17 protein-coding genes are annotated in these 18,731 nt (G+C 41.4%); 11 read left to right on the top strand and 6 right to left on the bottom strand.

Annotated elements, in window-relative coordinates; all coding sequences use genetic code 11:
• Positions 1–51: 51 nt before the first annotated feature.
• The 3 genes from QA601_14200 to QA601_14190 form a co-directional block, all read right to left on the bottom strand.
• Complete coding sequence (locus tag QA601_14200) at positions 52–1,167, bottom strand: helix-hairpin-helix domain-containing protein (GenBank protein MDG5816242.1); 1,116 nt, start codon at positions 1,165–1,167, stop codon at positions 52–54.
• A 28-nt stretch (positions 1,168–1,195) separates the two neighbouring features.
• Positions 1,196–1,834, bottom strand: a complete 639-nt coding sequence (gene lexA, locus QA601_14195) for a transcriptional repressor LexA (GenBank protein ID MDG5816241.1) — start codon at positions 1,832–1,834, stop codon at positions 1,196–1,198.
• Positions 1,835–1,908: 74 nt separating this feature from the next.
• Positions 1,909–2,136: a hypothetical protein gene (locus tag QA601_14190; GenBank protein ID MDG5816240.1), complete on the bottom strand. Its 228-nt coding sequence runs from the start codon at positions 2,134–2,136 to the stop codon at positions 1,909–1,911.
• Between the two features lie 203 nt (positions 2,137–2,339).
• On the opposite strand from QA601_14190, the gene QA601_14185 reads away from it, so the two are divergent.
• The 3 genes from QA601_14185 (at position 2,340) to QA601_14175 (ending at position 3,873) form a co-directional block, all read left to right on the top strand.
• Positions 2,340–2,519, top strand: coding sequence for a hypothetical protein (locus QA601_14185; protein MDG5816239.1), 180 nt, complete (start codon positions 2,340–2,342; stop codon positions 2,517–2,519).
• Positions 2,471–2,770 carry a GNAT family N-acetyltransferase gene (locus QA601_14180; protein MDG5816238.1) on the top strand — a complete coding sequence of 100 codons (300 nt, stop codon included), beginning with the start codon at positions 2,471–2,473 and terminating at the stop codon, positions 2,768–2,770. Before QA601_14185 ends, QA601_14180 begins: the two co-directional genes overlap by 49 nt.
• A gap of 251 nt (positions 2,771–3,021) precedes the next feature.
• A complete protein-coding gene (locus QA601_14175; GenBank protein MDG5816237.1) occupies positions 3,022–3,873 on the top strand; it encodes an EamA family transporter in 852 nt (283 codons plus the stop codon).
• Between the two features lie 159 nt (positions 3,874–4,032).
• On the opposite strand, the gene QA601_14170 is transcribed toward QA601_14175, so the two are convergent.
• Positions 4,033–4,902, bottom strand: a complete 870-nt coding sequence (locus tag QA601_14170) for a hypothetical protein (protein ID MDG5816236.1) — start codon at positions 4,900–4,902, stop codon at positions 4,033–4,035.
• 304 nt (positions 4,903–5,206) lie between these two features.
• Between QA601_14170 and QA601_14165 the strand changes: the two genes are divergently transcribed.
• On the top strand, positions 5,207–5,935 hold the full coding sequence (locus tag QA601_14165; protein MDG5816235.1) for a sulfite exporter TauE/SafE family protein: 729 nt from the start codon (positions 5,207–5,209) through the stop codon (positions 5,933–5,935).
• 20 nt (positions 5,936–5,955) lie between these two features.
• Here the strand turns inward: QA601_14165 and QA601_14160 are convergent, their stop codons facing one another.
• Positions 5,956–6,732, bottom strand: a complete 777-nt coding sequence (locus QA601_14160) for a hemerythrin domain-containing protein (GenBank protein MDG5816234.1) — start codon at positions 6,730–6,732, stop codon at positions 5,956–5,958.
• Between the two features lie 841 nt (positions 6,733–7,573).
• Between QA601_14160 and QA601_14155 the strand changes: the two genes are divergently transcribed.
• From QA601_14155 to QA601_14125, 7 genes are all read left to right on the top strand, one after another.
• Positions 7,574–10,783, top strand: a complete 3,210-nt coding sequence (locus QA601_14155; protein MDG5816233.1) for a choice-of-anchor Q domain-containing protein — start codon at positions 7,574–7,576, stop codon at positions 10,781–10,783.
• A gap of 14 nt (positions 10,784–10,797) precedes the next feature.
• Entirely contained in the window at positions 10,798–12,282 is a 1,485-nt protein-coding gene (locus QA601_14150) for a hypothetical protein (protein MDG5816232.1), read from the top strand.
• Positions 12,283–12,326: 44 nt separating this feature from the next.
• Complete coding sequence (locus tag QA601_14145) at positions 12,327–13,361, top strand: hypothetical protein (protein MDG5816231.1); 1,035 nt, start codon at positions 12,327–12,329, stop codon at positions 13,359–13,361.
• Positions 13,362–13,523: 162 nt separating this feature from the next.
• Positions 13,524–14,525, top strand: a complete 1,002-nt coding sequence (locus tag QA601_14140; GenBank protein ID MDG5816230.1) for a hypothetical protein — start codon at positions 13,524–13,526, stop codon at positions 14,523–14,525.
• Between the two features lie 74 nt (positions 14,526–14,599).
• A complete protein-coding gene (locus tag QA601_14135; GenBank protein MDG5816229.1) occupies positions 14,600–15,622 on the top strand; it encodes a hypothetical protein in 1,023 nt (340 codons plus the stop codon).
• Between the two features lie 258 nt (positions 15,623–15,880).
• Positions 15,881–16,669 (top strand): hypothetical protein, encoded by a 789-nt coding sequence (locus QA601_14130; protein MDG5816228.1) that lies wholly within the window; start codon positions 15,881–15,883, stop codon positions 16,667–16,669.
• The gene (locus tag QA601_14125) at positions 16,663–17,724 is read left to right on the top strand and encodes a S41 family peptidase (GenBank protein MDG5816227.1); all 1,062 of its coding nucleotides are present in this window, start codon (positions 16,663–16,665) and stop codon (positions 17,722–17,724) included. The genes QA601_14130 and QA601_14125 overlap by 7 nt, the downstream gene beginning before the upstream one ends.
• A 176-nt stretch (positions 17,725–17,900) precedes the next feature.
• On the opposite strand, the gene QA601_14120 is transcribed toward QA601_14125, so the two are convergent.
• Complete coding sequence (locus QA601_14120) at positions 17,901–18,359, bottom strand: YaiI/YqxD family protein (GenBank protein MDG5816226.1); 459 nt, start codon at positions 18,357–18,359, stop codon at positions 17,901–17,903.
• Positions 18,360–18,731: the final 372 nt, after the last annotated feature.

Genomic DNA, 18,731 nt, shown 5'->3' with positions numbered 1-18,731 from the left:
TTACCCCGCAAAATCCGGTGCATAGACAAAAACCAGTTTAGTAAATCAGGATTAAAACTTCAGATAGTCCAGGGCCAGCTTTAACCGCTTACCTTTCAATGGAAGTGCATCGGGAGTTTTTATTCTGGCCTCTTTGCGCTTTTTGATAATCAGTTTTGCACTTTGAGGCCCGATGCCGGGAATACGCAACAGCTCATTTTTCTCCGCCCGGTTCACATTTACGGGAAAAAACCAGGGATTGGCCTGCGCCCACACCAGTTTGGGATCCCGATCCATCGAAAGGCGCCCCGATGCATCAAAGATGATATCGTCTTTAGAAAAACCATAATTTCTCAACAGAAAGTCTACCTGATAGAGGCGGTGTTCACGCACAAACCCCTCCTGACCCTTTAAAGCGATCTGTTCGCCGGGGATACTCTCATGGCCAAGGCCACGCTGATAGGCAGAAAAATAAACTCTGTTAAGCTTAAGCCTTTCATAAAGACCAGCGGTATACCGTACGATTTCCGAATCATTTTCCCCCGCGGCACCAACAATAAACTGAGTAGTCTGTTTCACTCTGTTAAATTTTCTTCCCCGCGATGTAAGATGGCTGATGCGTTTCATGGGACCGATAATATCGCGCAGGAAGTCCTTTCTTTGGGACAAGCGTGAGAAATGATTTTCCCCCGGCGCTTCAATATTAAGAGAAACCGCACTGGAGAGAGAAAGCGCCTCATCAATGGCAGCATCCGATGCACCCGGAATGATCTTTAAATGTATATACCCTCTGTAGCTATGCTTTTTTCTTAAAATTTTTGCCGTGGTATTCAAATACTCCATTGTTTTGTCCGGGGTACCTATAACCCCACTACTGAGAAATAACCCGAAAACCTTTTTACGCCGAACATACTCCATAAACATCGATGCCATCTCCCGGGGAGCGATGGTGCAGCGTGGAGTATCGATCTCGCTTCTGTAGGGGCAATACATGCAATCATTACTGCACACATTGGATATCAGTGTTTTAAGCATCACAGAAGTCCCCCCTCTGGGAAGAGAGACCGGATAGAGCCAGGCACCATCATTTCCCCTTACGCGCTGATCACTACCTTTATTACCACAGGCACATGAAAGATCGTACCGCGATGCATCAGAGAGTAGTTTTAGTTTTTCGTGAGTATCCATAGGTCAAACTGTAATAATAAACGTCCGCTCAATATTTCCTTATCACACCAACCAGTTTACCAGCGATTTGAATATCGCTTCCCTGGTGAACGACAATGTCTTCATATTCGGGATTTTCGGGTCGTAGAATAATACAATCCTTCTTCTTAATAAAGCGCTTCAAAGTAGCTTCGCCTTCCAAAATAGCAACTATAACCTCACCGTTTTCCGCGGTATTTTTCTTGCGCACCACTACTAAATCGTTGTGTAACACTCCGATATCGATCATACTGTCGCCACGAATTCTAAGCGCAAAAAGATCATCACCCCTGAAGATTGTCCTGTCCAGAGTAACATAGCCCTCAAGATTCTCAACAGCGGTTATAGGCTTTCCGGCAGCAACAGAGCCAACCAGCGGAACCCCATCGGGTGGCACCATCTGCTCATCGCTCAGCTCATCTGAGCAAAAAGGATTTTCCAAAACCTCGATTCCTCTGGCACGTCCTGTAATGATACGAATATAGCCCTTACGCTCAATGAGTCTGAGGTGCTGTCTTACACTATTAGCACTTTTGTACCCAAAATGCTGTGCGATTTCGCGCACTGAAGGTGGAAAACCGGATTCATCTCTGTATTGAATTATAAAAGAGAGAACCCGGCTCTGTTCCGGCGTCAACAATGAACTCATATTTTGACCTTTGTACTAAAAACTTTTTTATTCTGTAAAACTTACAAGTTGTAAAAAAAACCAGAGCTGGGAATTCAGAATTTCCCGATTTTACCAGCTACTACTATTCGCCGTTCTGAGCCCCGACCTACAAAGCTTCCCTTAACGGTAAAGTGAGACGGGAATTTCAGATACCCAGCCCTGGTACTGAGAGCTGCCTGATTACTGTTTTCACTCCATAGCCGCAGAGGTCTTACCGAAGGCATTATTACAGCCGACTGTACCCCTGTTGCAGCAGCCCTACATTCAGAAAACTTAACCATGCACTCTCCTTGTTATGTTCATCATTTCATCACTGGTAGTAATATACTGCTCATTTGAACAGTATGCAAGATTTTTTCTTCTTTCCCCGCTAATTTCTTGGATTTCAGGCACCACCCGTCGTGTATATTTAGGCTGTTAACAATCACTTAGAAGGATACGTGATGATAAAAAAAGTGTCACTGCATCCAAAACAGGAGCATCAATGAAAATTGTTAAACTCAGCTCAGAGAGGATCGAAAACTTTCGGGCGCTCTGGGAAGAGCTTAATTCCTATCATGAAAAAAAGAGTTCCTGGTTCAAATCTCACTTCAGAAATTTTACCTTTCAGAAAAGATCGGAACAACTGTTAAAGAAAAGGCACTTGCGCTTTTTGCAGCCCTGAATGAATCCGAAATTATCGGTTACTGTATAGCCAGTGCAGATAAAAATAAGGGAGAGATTGATTCCTTATATATTAAAGAACAGTTCCGAAATCATGGACTTGGGGCAAAGTTGATGAGTACAGCTCTGAGCTGGTTAAGGGAGCTGCCACTATCATCGATACAGGTTTATGTAGCCGAAGGTAACGAAGAGGCGCTTGGATTTTACAGGAAATTTGGTTTTAAGGATCGGTTTCACGTTTTGCAACTCTGAAAAGAGCAGGGATACTATTGGCTACTGGGTGTTTGGGCTCAAGGTCCCAAAAAACTGATTACTGATACGTTCTCTACATTTATATGAAAGGCATTTCCCATACCCTGTTATGATAATGATATAAGCTACACTCTGCCTTTCTGCTCATTCTTCCCGCTGCAAGCAGCACTAAAGCGTTCTTGCTTTTTTTCCCCTACCCGATTATTTTAGCCCACAGCAGAGACAACCACTAACTCAATTGGTATCCTTCTATGCGTTTTCTCCTTTTCGTGACATTTCTATGGGCGTTCTCTTTCAGTTTGATTGATAATTATCTTGGAGAGGTAGACAGCTACTTTGCCGTATTATCGCGTGTAGTAATAGCCGGGTCAGCGATGCTGCCCTTCACACAAATTCGCGGGGTACATAAAGAGCTGATAGTCGGAATGATGTGCGTAGGAGCGCTTCAGTTTGGAGTAACCTATCTGTGTTTGTACCAATCGTTTCGTTTTCTTTCTGCACCCGAGGTCCTTCTTTTCACAATTATGACCCCTGTTTTTGTGACACTTTTTGATGACGCTCTGAATCGGCGTTTTTCGGTCCCGGCAATGGCCGCGGCACTTCTTGCGGTGCTGGGAGCCGGTGTGATCAGATATGATGGGATCACAGAGAGCGGCTATATGCTTGGCTTTGTTTTAATGCAAATAGCCAATGCATCCTTTGCGGCCGGACAGGTGGGATACAAACAACTGGTAAAACGATACTCTACAAACATCCCCCCGTTTCGCTTTTTTGGCTACTTTTACCTTGGGGCCATCATAATAATCCTGACAGGGTATCTGCTATTCGGTAATTTGTCAATGATGCCATCAACCACTACCCAATGGGCGGTTTTGATTTGGCTGGGGTTAGGCGCATCAGCAATCGGATCATTCCTGTGGAATCACGGCGGAACCAAAGTCGATGCCGGAACCCTTGCTGTGATGAACAACGCAGTAATACCGGTGGGCCTGGTGGTAAATATTTTGATCTGGAACCGTGATGCTGATTTAGTTCGTTTGACTCTAGGCGCATCCATAATGATACTTGGGCTCGTTGTTAATCGTTTTGGAAGTAAAAGGTAGGTGGTAGTTTTGTTGGGGGGTTAATTGTTTTTTTGACACACCGTCCCCCCTTAGAGCCACATGGGGTTGCGTTGGTACCGTTGATTAGAACGCAAGGTGAAGTATAGTCAGAGTGTTGAGATACGCTGTTTTTACAGCATATCTCAACACTCTCTTTTCTCAGGGTTTTTTAGGGTTAGGATTACCTGCAAGATATGCTCCCAGTGCTGAAGCTGCACCACTGAGCACCAGGATAAAAAAGAGTCCGGCGGCAGTAGCGGCAGCTGCTTCCCTGACCTCTTCTGCAGTTTCCAGAACCTCTTCCCTGGTCTCCCTTGCCTCGGTTTCCCAGGCACTTACCGCAGAATCTGCCTGCTGCTCAGACATCTCTGTGCGCCGAGCCAGAATATCTGTGACCTGATTATGGTTTTGTTCCGTTAGTTCTCCCTCTGCAATAAGCTCACCTATGGCGTCCAGTACAATTTCAAGCTCCTGCTGGATTTGCTCTCTTTCCTCAGGAGAAGCTTCCTGTGCCTCCTGTAACAACTCTTCTGCTTCGTCCTGCAGACCCTGCAATGGGCCTTCTCCATTACCCTCCAAAAACTCGGCAGCTTCAGGTGCAACACCAACCACAGCCTCAGCTCCGGTTCCAAGTAAACCAAACGCACCACCTACTATAGCACTGGCTGTAGCGGACATAAGATAGACCGAAAGTACAATTGTGAGACTCCAGACAGCCAGTCCGTTAAGTGCCCGGTCCAGCTTTACTACATCTCCTGATAACCTCCCAGTGACCCAGCCACCACAGAAAAGAGAGATAATTCCTGTGATTATGAGCCATACTACTGTACCAATAGCTAAACCTCCGGGTTCCTGTTCACCAAAAACATCTATGGAAGCCAGGCCAACAGCTATTCCCAGCATCGAAAGGGTAATCTGGATACCAATCGCTACAAGAACACCGACAAAAATCGCTCCCCAGGATACTCTTTTATACCAGCGCTCCGCAGGGGCTGTAGAATTTTCCCGTTCGGAAACTCTATCTGCCATTTAAAACTCCTTGTTTGATTTTTTTTTAAACCGGCCTCCTCTAAAGGCCACCTCTGCGTCTGAAACAATGGAGTAAACATATTACTATAGAAAAGCAAAATATATACCGTTTTGGTAACAGGCAGATTATGCAGTACCACTGTTCTCACCTGAGCTCAAAAAATCTTTCCCGTTATTATTCTCCCGACCGATTCACCGGAACCATCTGGATCCTGCTGCACCTTAGATCGGCTATCAGCAAAAAAGGGTACACTATTTGTTTGGGTATTCAAACCATCATTTAACAACAAACGGTGATAGGAACATGCAGGTTGCAATCATAACGCTTCTTACAATTGTGGCTTCCGGAGTTGGTACTTTAAGCGGCTTTGGAACCTCTACTGTAATGGTGCCGCTGTTATCCCTCTTTTTTCCCATCCAGATGACCCTTCTGTTTGTTGGAATAATTCATCTGTTTGGCAATATTTGGAAAATGCTGCTCTTTTACCGGGGCATCAGATGGCGCTTACTACTATACTTTGGTATTCCAGGTGTAATCTTCTCCTTCGCGGGCGCTCAACTCACAGGAGTGGTCAATCAAACAGTTCTTAAACAGTTGCTTGGGGTCTTTTTGATCATTTACCCTGTCACACTCCTTTTAAAACCATCCCTTAAGCTTAAAACAAGCCCCGGTTTTACAATCAGCACCGCAATACTCTCCGGTTTTATAGCTGGCATTATAGGGGTGGGTGGCGCCATTAGAAGCGCGGCTCTCAGCGCCTTCAATCTCCACAAAACCATCTATATATTCACCAATGGCGCCATATCGTTAGGCGTTGATATAACACGGGTTGCAGTATATGTGGAACAGGGAACTGTGCTTACAGAAACCCTGCTCTACGGAATGGTTATCTATATTCCCGCATCCTTTATGGGAGCATATTTGGCCAAACGGATTTTGCGGAAAATCCCCCAAAAACGATTCAGAAAGATTATTTCGCTATTCCTTCTCCTTACTGGCATCTATCTTCTCTTAAGTACCGTATACCCCTAAAAAGTCGCAAAACGGTCTGATTATCCAAACCTGTTTTCCAGCTCATCGATAACTTTTTTCTGCTCTGCTGCTATGGTTTGGTACTCTTTATTAGTGTTTCCGAATCTGGAAAACAGCATTCCCACCTGATTGTCACTCAAAGAGCGGTTCATCCATGGAAAAAGGATCTCATCCTCTTTTTGAATATGCTCTTTAAGCAACGTTGCGTATCCAATAAGGTTTTCCCGGAGTGTAGCAAGGTCTGCACTTTCCAATGCCTCCCGTGCGTTTCGTACGTAGCTTCGTCCGGTTTCATGTTCTTTTAGAAAGGAAGTTATTATGTCGGAATCCTTGTCAAAATAATCAAAGAGTATCTTCTCCTCTTTTGCGTGATGAAACCCATCGGCATAGTCCGCAATGAATGTAAGTATCTCTTTATACAGCTGATAATCACTCTCCTGCTCTAATATCGCCTTCTCTGTTATTGAAGGAATAACGGCAATGAGTCGCTTTATCACTCTATGCTCATCGATAAGCTCTCTCACCGGGGGGATGATCGATTTATCGGTACTACTCTGTTTTCTCTCAGAAACAGGTAGCTCGACCTCCTGCCCCGGAAAAACGGTTTTGGCGATCTTTGACATCAGCTCCTTTTCCTGAGCTACAGAAAGATTGTGTATCTCTACGACATCACCCAGTTTGCAGGTTCCTAAAGAGCAGGTTACACACCCGATTTCAAACGCTGCAAGATGTTGTTCGATGGGAGGGTATTTCTTTATCAAATCGATTATGTTGGTGTTTATTATATCGTGCATCATAGTACTCCTGTTTACGTTTCTTGATCAGATCCCTAATGAGATCTACCCCTTTTTGCTGTTGAGAGCTTTTAACTCTAAATTACCATCAGGAGTGGACAATAAACTTGATACAGATCAATAAATGGTGATTTTGTTGTGTAGCGGTGAGCCGTGACCTTTGAGCCGAAGAAGAGTGATAGACATGTAGAGCAGACTTCTTTAGTGTTACTCTTTTCGTTTTGTCGTTCTGTCGTTCAGTTCTCTGTCTTCATTGGTAGGTGATATGCCTTTTGTGTTAACTCAAATTTTTTTATTATCATATGATTCAGTGTCGCCCGAGGCGAAAGTGGCCACCCCCCAGAAACGTCTTGTGGCCCGTGAAAAGTTCCTCACGGGGGCGCCATGAGACTTGCTTGCCACGTGCAAGCGTGGTTGTTTACATTAAGTATTAACAAGTTTTTTTTATACAACCTGATTCTCAATTTTGTGCCAAATCATTTTAATACGAAAATTTAATCGAAATACCTCCCCGCCTCATTGAGTGACCTAATAAAAGGCAAGTGTCTATTCCTTATATATACTGTTTGGTTTTTATTACCAGGCAACCAATATTCTAAACAGGTTAAATAATTAGAAAAAAAAAGTTGATTTATTATATATATATATATATATATTACCTTTTTGTCGTATATACATTTGCTAAACCAATTGATTTTAGATTTAACAAAAGCATATTTATAAACATTTATCTCTTTTAAAATACTATAGGACGAATTTTAAAACAGTATTGTAGCTGATTAGAGCTCGATCTGCAAATTACGGATAAAGATTAAACCCTATCACTCTGAACACAGGAGGCACTATGAATTCAGGTAAACTGCGCTTTGCGTTTGCAATTGTCGCACTTTTTGTCTGTCTGGCGCAGGCACACATCTCTGTAAGAGTCTATTCTAAAGAGGAATCATTGCATGAACCCAATATATCGAAGCCACGGATATATATAGAAAATAATGGAACAGAGCCGATATCTGATTTTTATTATTACTACTATTTTAAGATAGATGAAGGTTATACCCCCGTATTTGATGACTACTACACTCCTGATTGTGCCCTGTCCATTCACAGCGCAGGCGATAATATTCATTTTATAAGGTACCATTTTGCCGGTGTAACCCTGGAACCTGGTGAGGTTAAACCCAATACCGGTGGTAATTCTATAGGGTTACGTTACCATGACTGGTCTACCTGGGACAAAACAAACGATCCATCAAATAATCTTAGCCCTCATTTTGCCCTTAATGGTGAAATACCCGTTTTTCTTGCCGATGGTACCCAGATATATGGTAACGGCATACCCGACCCCGAAAATCCACCTCAACCTCCCCGTGTAGATTTAGGTCTTGGTACTTATGCGGTGTTTTCGAGTCAGTATACGGATTTGCGCGATGGTTCCACTGTAAGAGGCGGCAATGTTGGTTCTGGGCAGTATGCAGAGGCCGGATGCGATTCGGAAATCTTTGGAAGCCTTTTCTCTGGCGGTAACATCTTTTTAAGAGAGCGGGCTCGTATAGAGGGTGATGTTGCCGCAACACAGGAAATTAATAAGCAAAATAACATAGTTATTACCGGCGAACAGCGTAATATTGCTCAGATCAATTTCCCGCAGCTTGCGTTTAGTTCTGTTGATTATGGCACAGAGGATATAACTGTTGCCCCCAATGATACTGTGCATCTTGAACCAGGTGCTTACAATGACATTAAGGTTTTCGCTAATGCAAAGATTTCCCTTGCACCTGGCACCTATACAGCGAAATCGTTTGTAGTAGAACCCGATGTGTCCATCAAACTGCAATCAGGAGAAGGCAAAAGAACCGACATACGGGTAAGTGACCAACTCAGCATTGGCGACAGAGTCCAGATGAGCTTTGAAGAAGAGGAGCTGCCCTTCTCTGTCTCATTCTACAGTGCACAAAGCGGCCAGTTAAGAATAGGTACAGATGCTCTTGTTTACGGGCTATTTACCGCTCCTTCTGCAGATCTTCATGTTTCTTCGCGTACAACGCTCTATGGTGCTGTTGCAGCAAAACGGGCTGTTATTAAGCCCCAGGCTGTTGTATGTAAACCTCCGGTTCTAAAGGATATCTGGCATTCGAAGTGGGCCTATGCCCCACCATTTAACCCTATGGTCTTTGAATATGACGCAGTTGTACCAATTACCACAACTGAAATTCTCACCGCACCCATAGCCCCGCAAGGTGTAACGGTTACGGTAAATGGTGAAAATCCGGCAACACCAGTGCTCCTTAACAGCGATGAGACAGATATTTTTGTCCACCTCTCTGATAGTATCAATTGTGGCGAAACAGAGTACACTCTTACGGTAAAAAGAGAGCACCGTCATCAGTTATTTGTCGATATAAACACCCCTGCACCTGAGAATGAACAGGATGGTGAATCCTGGGAAACTGCATTTAGAGACCTGCAGCCGGCAATCGATAAGGCTATGGAAGAGGGCAGAGAGATTTGGGTTGCAGAGGGTATATACAGGCCTACTTTAAAGATGGATGATGATGACCTTAGGTCCGCAACATTTCTCATACGACCGGGTGTTGAAATCAAGGGTGGATATGACGGGACAGAGCTAACCGATACCCCTCAGGGATCACCCTATAATACCATACTCAGCGGCGATCTTGCCGGCAATGATGACAGCATAAGCGTGTGGCCCCCGGCCCCTGCTGACAGTAGCTATTTAAGTGATAACGCCTACCATGTGGTAACAATTGATGGAAATGATGGTAGCAGAGGTGTACGACTTGAGAGGCTTGTTATAACTGGTGGAGTGGCAAATGGTGGTCCGAAAAACAGTACTGGTGCTGGAATTTTAAACAAAAAGTGCTCACCTACCCTTATCTTTGTTGGGGTAAAACGCAATATCGCCGACTCTTCCGGTGCAGGGATTATGGATAAAGGTGGTATAATCAAAATTGAAAACTGTTTGTTTGAGGACAATGTAAGTACAACGGGATACGGTGCAGGACTATTTACATCAGAGACTAATATAATCATGGACGCATCAGTGTTTGATGGAAACCGGGTACTGGATACCATTGAAACCTCCGGTGGCGGCGCACTGTTTTCCCAATCTTCAGATATAGAAATGGTGAATTGTGTATTTACACGCAATTCATGTGGTGCAAGAGGGGGAGCCATAGTAAACAGAAAGAGCCATCTTTCTATTACCAACTGCACTTTTGCTGATAATAACGCCAATATTTATGCACAAAGCATCTGGAATGACAGTGCTACGGCTGAGGTTGTTAATACAATATTGTGGAATAATCGCAACCGGGTAGAAGTAGGTGGTGATGGTTTCGATATTAGTTACTCCTGCATTACCGGGTGGTATGAGGGAGAGGGCAATATTTTTGAGGATCCGCAGTTTGTGGATATGGAGGATCCTAAAGGAAGTGATGGATATGGAAGTTTCAAAGATGGTTTACAGTTATCAGATAATAGTCCATGTAGAAATGCAGGAAACAATCACTTTGCACCCGAAGCAGATCTTCTAGATATGACAAGACCTATTGAGCATACCGTTGATATAGGTGCATATGAATATTTTATTCAAAAAGATGTTGATTCAATTTTTGGATATCTTAATAGAGATGGTGATTTTATACCATCAGCACCAATAACATTATTGGATACAATACACCATTGGTCTCGAGTTCATATATATGCAGCAGGGAACCATGCATACGTTATGAGGGATTATATTCCAAACAATAGACACACAAGAAGAAAAAACAAAATAAATGCTTATTTCTATTCTCTGAATGACGATAAAACAATCAGGGATGATTTGGAACCTATTAAAATTCCAATATATCATGTTGGAGAAGATGCAGGTGTATTAATTTACCAGACACTTACATCAGATGGACAAGGTAAACCAATTCTTTTTGTTAATGATACAACTTTTCATAACTGGGAAAATAGGTGGGCTCACATTATTTCTACAACGAATGGCCTTTTAAAAGTAGAAGTACCCCATTCACAATTTAGATAAAAAGGATAGTTACTATGTTTAAAATTAGTGCATATTTTCTAATATATTTTTTGTTTATAATAAGTTATGGTTGTTATGAAGACGGAGATAATAACTCTACAACATATGTACCTAGAAGTATAGATAGAACGAATGTTGACTGTGTTAATGTAACATGCGAGGTAACCGATAAGGATACAACATGCTACGATCTAACAACAAGAGGAAAACAAAGATTACCAAAAGGGCACAGATGTTCCAGAGATCTTGTACGAAAGAGTCAACCTACCAGACCAGGTTCAGAAATAGATCCAAATGATCCCCCCTTAGCATCGACACTTATAACTTTTACTATACCAGATTCTTCTCTGTTTTACGGTTTCGATTTTTTTAGAGAATACCCGAAAGATCACCAAGAGCCCAGAGATTACGATAAGATCTATATTTCAATGCCAAATGAAAGCAGAGTTGCTATTGAACTTCATATTGAAGAACAGCTTTTTGATCATTACGATGAATTTATAATTAAAAGTAGCAATGCTTCAAGAGTTTCTTTTGATCCCGATCATTTCTTAGATAGCCTAATCATAAATGATGTAAATACAATGATCAATCTTTATAGTCGTATTGAATTTAATGCAACTATTCCCTTTGAAATTACCGTTGAAGGTAGAAATAGAGGAGAGGATTCAAAGTTGCTTATTTGTGATTCTCACGATTGTGACTTCTCAGTCTGGGTGCACCTTTTTAATACTAAAGAAATAACTCCAAATATCTATGCGTATAACGGATTCACTATTGATGAGACATCTTTTTATGAACAAGCTAAAACTATTCTAAAACAAGCTGTCTTTTCTGTAGACACAGTTAATTATACAAAAAAAGAAGATAATTACAAGGATATCAATGGTAATAATTGGGTCGATATTTTTCATTATGCTGATGGTTCTAATCCTGAACTTGATTATTTTATAGAAAATAACGAAAATTCAATAAATATTGTAAATGATTTTAAGTTAACATGGGTGCTTGCTCAGCCAGCTCAAGCAGGTGACAAAACTCTTACTCTAGAAACAACTAATGGTCTGAATGTAATGCAGGATTCCGAAAATGATTGTTTTGTAAGCCAAGACTTACTGTATACTAATTCGCTGGAAAAAACCGATTCTATAGGTATAACTGTTATAGGATATTCTGATCATGTTGTTTATTTATGCAAACCTATAGAAAATGACTATCCCAAGGGTGCCTATATTTCTAGAAGTACCGCTGGAGGACTGTCATTTCGTCATTTTAACATCGGTTTCGTTAAAGGAAATCATGAAAACTTACATGAAATTATATTACATGAAATGTTACATTTTGACTTGCATAACAGTTTGTTAGATGTCAAATCTCCAGGTAATTTAATGAACTATAATGTTCCCGAAATGGGTAAACGACTGAGTTTCAGGGAACTGCCAATAAAATATGAAGCAGGTACCCAAAAACAGTGGTATGCACTACATGAAATAGACTAATTTTGATTATAAGTACAAAAACATGTATAACTTTAGAGGTTACTATGATTAAGACTATTATTTTAATCGCGATTCTCATATTTTTTAAAAATTCCTTCGCTACAGAAGCCGAAGAGCCTTTTGGCCCAATTCATCCGGACATTATTTCTCTTGCGGAGATGCATCCGGGAGAAATTGTGATAAAAAAGCGAGACCACCTTATGAGTATAGGACTAACAAATGTGGCAGAGTGGGAGGAGTCCTCTTTAACCAGTAATTTCCAACATCATTTAGACGGTCTACTTCGAGCGCACAGGTTCATCAACAGAGGTGGAGGACCTAATAGAAGAACAATGAGGCCTATTCAGGACCCTGTATTCTTTGCACTTATCACTGCCGCCGCAGTACATGGTTATGAAGGTGCATTAAGGTATATATCAAATTTCGGTAGAAGTGATCATATTTACGCGTTTTGTGATTATCTGAAACCTAAAACACTAAGAGTACTTGAAAGTACAAAAACCCACTCCCCATATCCAAGTATTTATTTACGGTGTGATTTAAGTAACGAAGAGATAGATTCTCTTCGTATATTTTTCGATAAGAGAGATTTGGAATTCCATGCCCTTTTGGGTGATACCTCTGCAGAACAATCCCTCATTGATAGTTTCTACAATGCTGAAACTTACCTTAGAAAAAGGATGTGGGCAATGCGGCTTGGTTTTGTTGAAACAGAGAATACAATCAGGGTTCTTGTTGAGACAATTGCATGCTCCACCCACTCTCAGTTTGGTGATGTTGTAATATATCTCAGACGTGAGATATTAAGAATACTAAGTCGGGTCTTCCCGGACGAACCACTCTTCCAAAAAGTACCTTTCCGGGAGAGAAGTGATCGCTTTTATCCAAAAGAAGAAAGAATGGAATACATGGAAAAGTTAAATCAATGGGCTTATGACAATTTTAAAATAGAGTTAAATCTAACCGAAGAAAACTTTCATTTAAGGCGTAGCACAATGGAAATCGATCCAGACTATGTTCCTTATTATATAAGACAAACTAATCAGTACCACAGAAATAAATCTACCAAATGTGAATAGATTTGAATAAACACCCTTTTGGCCGCAGGGTGAAACAGGGCATTTTGTGACACCCTGGAATGACTGCGTCACAATTTAATCCCTGTGGGATACTACCCATGACAAGTAGTGGTTATTTATTTATATTACCAGTGCATGTACGTTCAGATAAAAGGGTATAGTATGAATATAAAACACATTTGGAGCACCTATCTACTGCTCATTAATTCAGTATGGCTGTCATGTAATGCACAACCAACTAACCCTAATGGAGAACATTTAGTAGAAAACAGCCCCATCCACTATATCTACCAGAGACGGTATGAATTGTTAGAATTGTTTGATGAACCCATCTTTGAAAAACAATCTAATCCTCCTGATTTGGTAGATTTTATCAAAGAAAACATTACTACACCCTTTGATAATTGGATAGAGCAAAGCAGGGCGGTTGAAGCTAAATTTACCAGATCAATTCGTCGTCTAAGAGCTACTGAAGGAAACCAATACTCTGGTATAACCAATAACGATATTTATGTGCAAATATACGCCTCTTTTCTGTCTCAACATTCTTTTTCTAATAATTACGCAAGACGATTGCTACGGTTCACATCGTACGATATTATAAGAGAAAATGCAGAGGTAATCTTTCATCATTTAAAAAGAAGTAGAGTTAATGATGTACCCAAATCTGAGCTTCTGGCTTTAACAGGAGCAACAATACCGGAGATCAGGGACTTATTAGATAATGAAAGGCTCGAATTGCCGCTTCATGTAAAAGCAAGAGTTGGCGATAAAGAAGCAGAAAAAGCACTAATTGAAAAGTACTCACAGGAAACTGAAGATTTCAGAAAAAAAAGGGATCTGGTGTATAAACTTCTGTTTGCAGGAACCGATAACACGATCCGCCATGTGGTTAGTAACTTTAATGAGCCAATTTTCAGCGTTACCAGTAGTGGATGCGTTTCCCGTTCTATTCGTTATGAAATCTTGATAGCACTGAGAGTGTACCATCCTACAGAAGAGCTTATTGGAGAAAAGCTTCGTGCAGTTCAGTTGAGCAGGGATCCGGAAATATTAAATCCCTATCTGGAAAAAGTTGAACGGTGGTTGGAAAGCACCTACGATGTTACATTGCAGCATGAAAGACCGGGAATACTACTCACCGGGATGTGCAAAATATATTAGGATGTAAGGTATACAGGTGGAAAACGCGCTATCACGTGGGAACAGCAGTGGAAAAGCCTTAATGGGAGCCTACAATGAAATTACAACTATTTCTTACAATACTATTTATGACCTTTGTGTTTTCCTATGGCCAAAAACAACAGGAAACCGATGTAATTAAGCTTATTTACCATAATAGGGAGTACATTTCCTCCCTGTGGGATGATTGCACTCCACGCATGATAAGAAATGATAAGTTTCCATGTAGTGGCTTTCAAGACATTGAGAAATTCAAAGAATTTATGGATAAACCACTGGAAGACTGGTATTCAGATTATAGGAGAGTTATAAATACTTTTAGAGGTCTTTGCGGAGCTACATCGAGTTCAATCAAAGTGAAAGGCAACACGCTTAACGACTCTGTAATGGTCAAAATTGCTATAGCGTTGTTAACAGAAAAAGATACAACACTAATGAGCCCTGCAAATTCCGCAGGTGCAAAAATTCTAAAACTGCGTACTCCGTATGAGTTTCTTAATTTTTATTCCAAACAGATAAGGAGTGCTTTAGAAACGGCACAGTTTGATTTTAGAAGTCGTAATTACCTCGCCGGATTTGCAAACCTTGATACTGCAGAAGTTAGTAAGATAGTAAATTTTCGATATGACATCCTCCCCTTAAAAGTAAGGGCACGCCTCGGGGATGAGGGTGCAAAACAATCATTATTTAAGATTTTGGATTCAGATACTCTATATAGAGAAAAGCGTAAAGCAGTAGAAGCGTTTGGTTATATAGGGAGCAAAGAGTCGCTTGTTAAATTAGCCGAGGTATTCTGGGAACCTTGGGTGGAAGAACGCGTAATTAACATTACCAGAGTAAAAGATAGTACTTATTATGTTAACAAATGTATCACTGAGAGTATAAAGTGGCCAATACTGAGAGAATTTCAGAGACATTTTCCAGATGAACCTTTATTCTATTCGGAAACATGGAAAGATGGTACTGAAACATGGAAAGATGGTACTGAAACATGGAAAGATGGTACTGAAACATGGAAAGATGGTACTGAAACATGGAAAGATGGTACTGAAACATGGAAAGATGGTACTGAAACATAGAAAGATGGTACTGAAACATGGAAAGATGGTACTGAAACATGGAGAGATGGTTCAGAAGAAAGATTAGAGAGTATATATAAGAAATTAGATAGTTGGTTTCATGCAAATCTCGGAGTCAGTAGAAGAAATGAAAACTATGGTCCTCCACCGCTACCGGGAACTTGCGAAAGTAAGTGGATACAAAGAGGTACTGATTGAAAAACAGTTATACAGAAACAATGCCTGCTAATTTTTGCGTGAATAGAGATAAATAGGAATATGAGCAAATTATTTTACAGTTTTCTTCTTAGCATCCTTTTGCTTGCAGCTTCTGCATGTGCTCAAAACGGCATTCATTCACTTTCTGTTACCGGTGGTTTCAGGCATACGGGTTTCAGAGATCAGCGGGTAACATGGTTTGCCGAAACGGTTTCAGGTGCAGGCTTTAATGTGGGGCACAAAGTAGAGGGGAAACGGTTACTCAACAAACTTAGTTATAACCATTCCGGGTTCTTTAGAAACTTTGATGATCACTATCTTCACTCCTCGGGGCTGTATGTGTACCGGATTAATGTTGTTAATACACTGCACTATATGGTGCACAGATCAGACCATTTTACCATTGCTCCGGGGATTGCAGCAGAGTATGATCTAATGGAGGAAATTAAATTTTATGAATACTGGCATTCACTAATATCCGGCAATTTATCTCTGTATCTAAAATGGACACCGGGACGACGATTCCGTTCTGAGATAACTATTTATACACCATTTATCACCTTTTTAAACAGACATCCCTGGACCTGGGTGCACTCGCCGAATAAAAAGGACTGGTACTTCCCTATCGGAGCCAAAGGTACTGATGTCAAACTCTACAATTTCAGAGCAATTTCAATAAACAGTATAAATGCAGTAAGGTTAAACAGCCATTTTTCACTGCGTGCTGACCTCAACTTCGTGTACCGAAAGACATTGTGTGAACGTGAACTCAGATCCTATAATCTGGAGTTAAATACCGGAATCGAGTGGCACATCAGGGCAAAAGAAAGGAACACAGGGCAATGGTAAAGGTTGTATTCGCGCTCTTAATTATTCAACTTTTGTATAGTTGCAACTCTCTTCTTGGCCCGGATCCCGAACATACACCTGTTGAAGCGTTTGAGACTATCTGGAAAGAAATTGACTACAGTTACGCCTATTTCGATCGCAACGATGTTAGTTGGGACAGTTTATATAATCTATACCGGCCAATGGTGAATGAAAATACAACCAGAGAAGAGCTTAACGATATACTCGATGAAATGTTGGGCAGCTTAAATGACAAACATCTGGTTGTGATCGATTACAGTTTCACCGAAATTGATTCTGCCCAGTTTGAAGAAATGTTTGGTAATCTGCCTCCTTATGATCACCATCGTTACTATTTCTTCCCGAAAAGGTGGGGAAATAACTGGATTCAAAGTGTATTTATCACCGGTCGCATAATGAACGCAAACGTCGGCTATATCTATATACCCACCATGGAATCGTATGCGGATACTTACTCTGAATTGGCAACAATCATGGACAGCATAATAGTAGATTTTGCAGAAACAGAGGGTATAATTATAGATATACGGGGAAATGGTGGAGGTAAAAAAAAATTTATTGAGACCGTTGCCGCCCGTTTTGTTGATACCACCAGAAACTATGCAAAAAGCAGGTTTCGAAATGGTCCCGGTCACAATTCATTTACCGACTATAACTATCATACAGTTACTCCATCAAAGAACCCCTATCGCAAGCCAGTGGTACTACTTACCGATTCGTCTACAGGTAGTGCGGCAGAATGGTTTACCGTAGCGTTGCGGGAGTGTCCACACGTAATTCACGCAGGATCTAAAACAGCCGGAACATTTGGCAGTATAACATATAAGTGGATGCCCTACGATTACCTACTCAGTGTAACAGTTGCACAGGTAAAAGCTTTGGATGTACCCGAAGTTCAGGGGTATGGAATAGATCCTCACGTTACTTTAGAGCAAAGGTTCCCTGACCATCCGGAACGCGATTCGATGATTGAGGACGCTATTGAACTTATAAGAGAACACAGTTCAAAAATCATTGCAAAATACGGCAAGTGAAGTTCAGGACGCGGGAGCGCCTCCTCAAAGATGACCGTTTTGGAGTGAGAGAAAAGAATACATCCCTCTGTTTCTTTTTATTGCTAATTCCGTTACCCCGGTAAGCTGATAAAAACGACTATGGAAACAGAAAGAGCTCAATCTCTTCTAATCTTTATCCACTACTTTACCTTAGATCAACTCTGCGACCTGCGTACTCTTTGGATCATCTCATCGAGTTTTTGCAAAAACCGCGAGCGGTCTTTTTTCTGAAAAGGTGGCGGACCACCCATTTGAAAACCGCTTTCACGCAACTCAGACATTAGCTCTCGGGACGCCAGTGCGTCTCCAATGGTATCCTCCCTGAATTCACGGCCGGTGCAGCCTGTAACCAACGCACCGTTTTTAAGACAACGTGACGCAAGCGGAATATCAGCCGTCACCACGATATCTCCCTCTCCTGCCTGCTCAGCAATCCAGTCATCAGCCGCGTCAAGTTTATCATCTTTAACCACCACCAGCCGTAACCAGTGGTAATTTGGTGTTCGCATCCATGAGTTAGCCACCAGTGTTACCTCTAACCCATAGCGCTGGGCAACTCTGTACACCTCCTCTTTTACCGGACATGCGTCTGCGTCTACATATATATGTAACATAACTTTGGTATCCTTTAGCTTGGTTCTAAATTGTTTTTATTTGGGATTTAAGAACGTTCTATCGCTTTCAGCCCTAAATCAGCCATTACCAATATACTTTTTTATTAGGCGCTTATATGCCATTAAATCCAAGCATCGGAGTTTGGAATTTGGAGTTTGGAATTTGGAGTTTGGAATTTGGAGTTTAGAATTTGGAGTTTAGAATTTGGAGTTTAGAATTTGGAGTTTGGAGTTTGGAGTTTGGAGTTTGGAATGAAGGAATGAAGGAATGAATCTACACCTCAGTTGGGTATTATTGACAATGCCCTGAGCTGTTCCCCGAGCATGCCCTGAGCGGCAGCCGATGGGCGTAGTCGAGAGCCGTTCCTCGAG

It is taken from the genome of Chitinispirillales bacterium ANBcel5 (assembly GCA_029688955.1).
Taxonomy (GTDB): domain Bacteria; phylum Fibrobacterota; class Chitinivibrionia; order Chitinivibrionales; family Chitinispirillaceae; genus Cellulosispirillum; species Cellulosispirillum alkaliphilum.
Note: the sequence above shows the minus strand (reverse complement) of the source record. Positions and strands in the feature narration are given on the sequence as shown.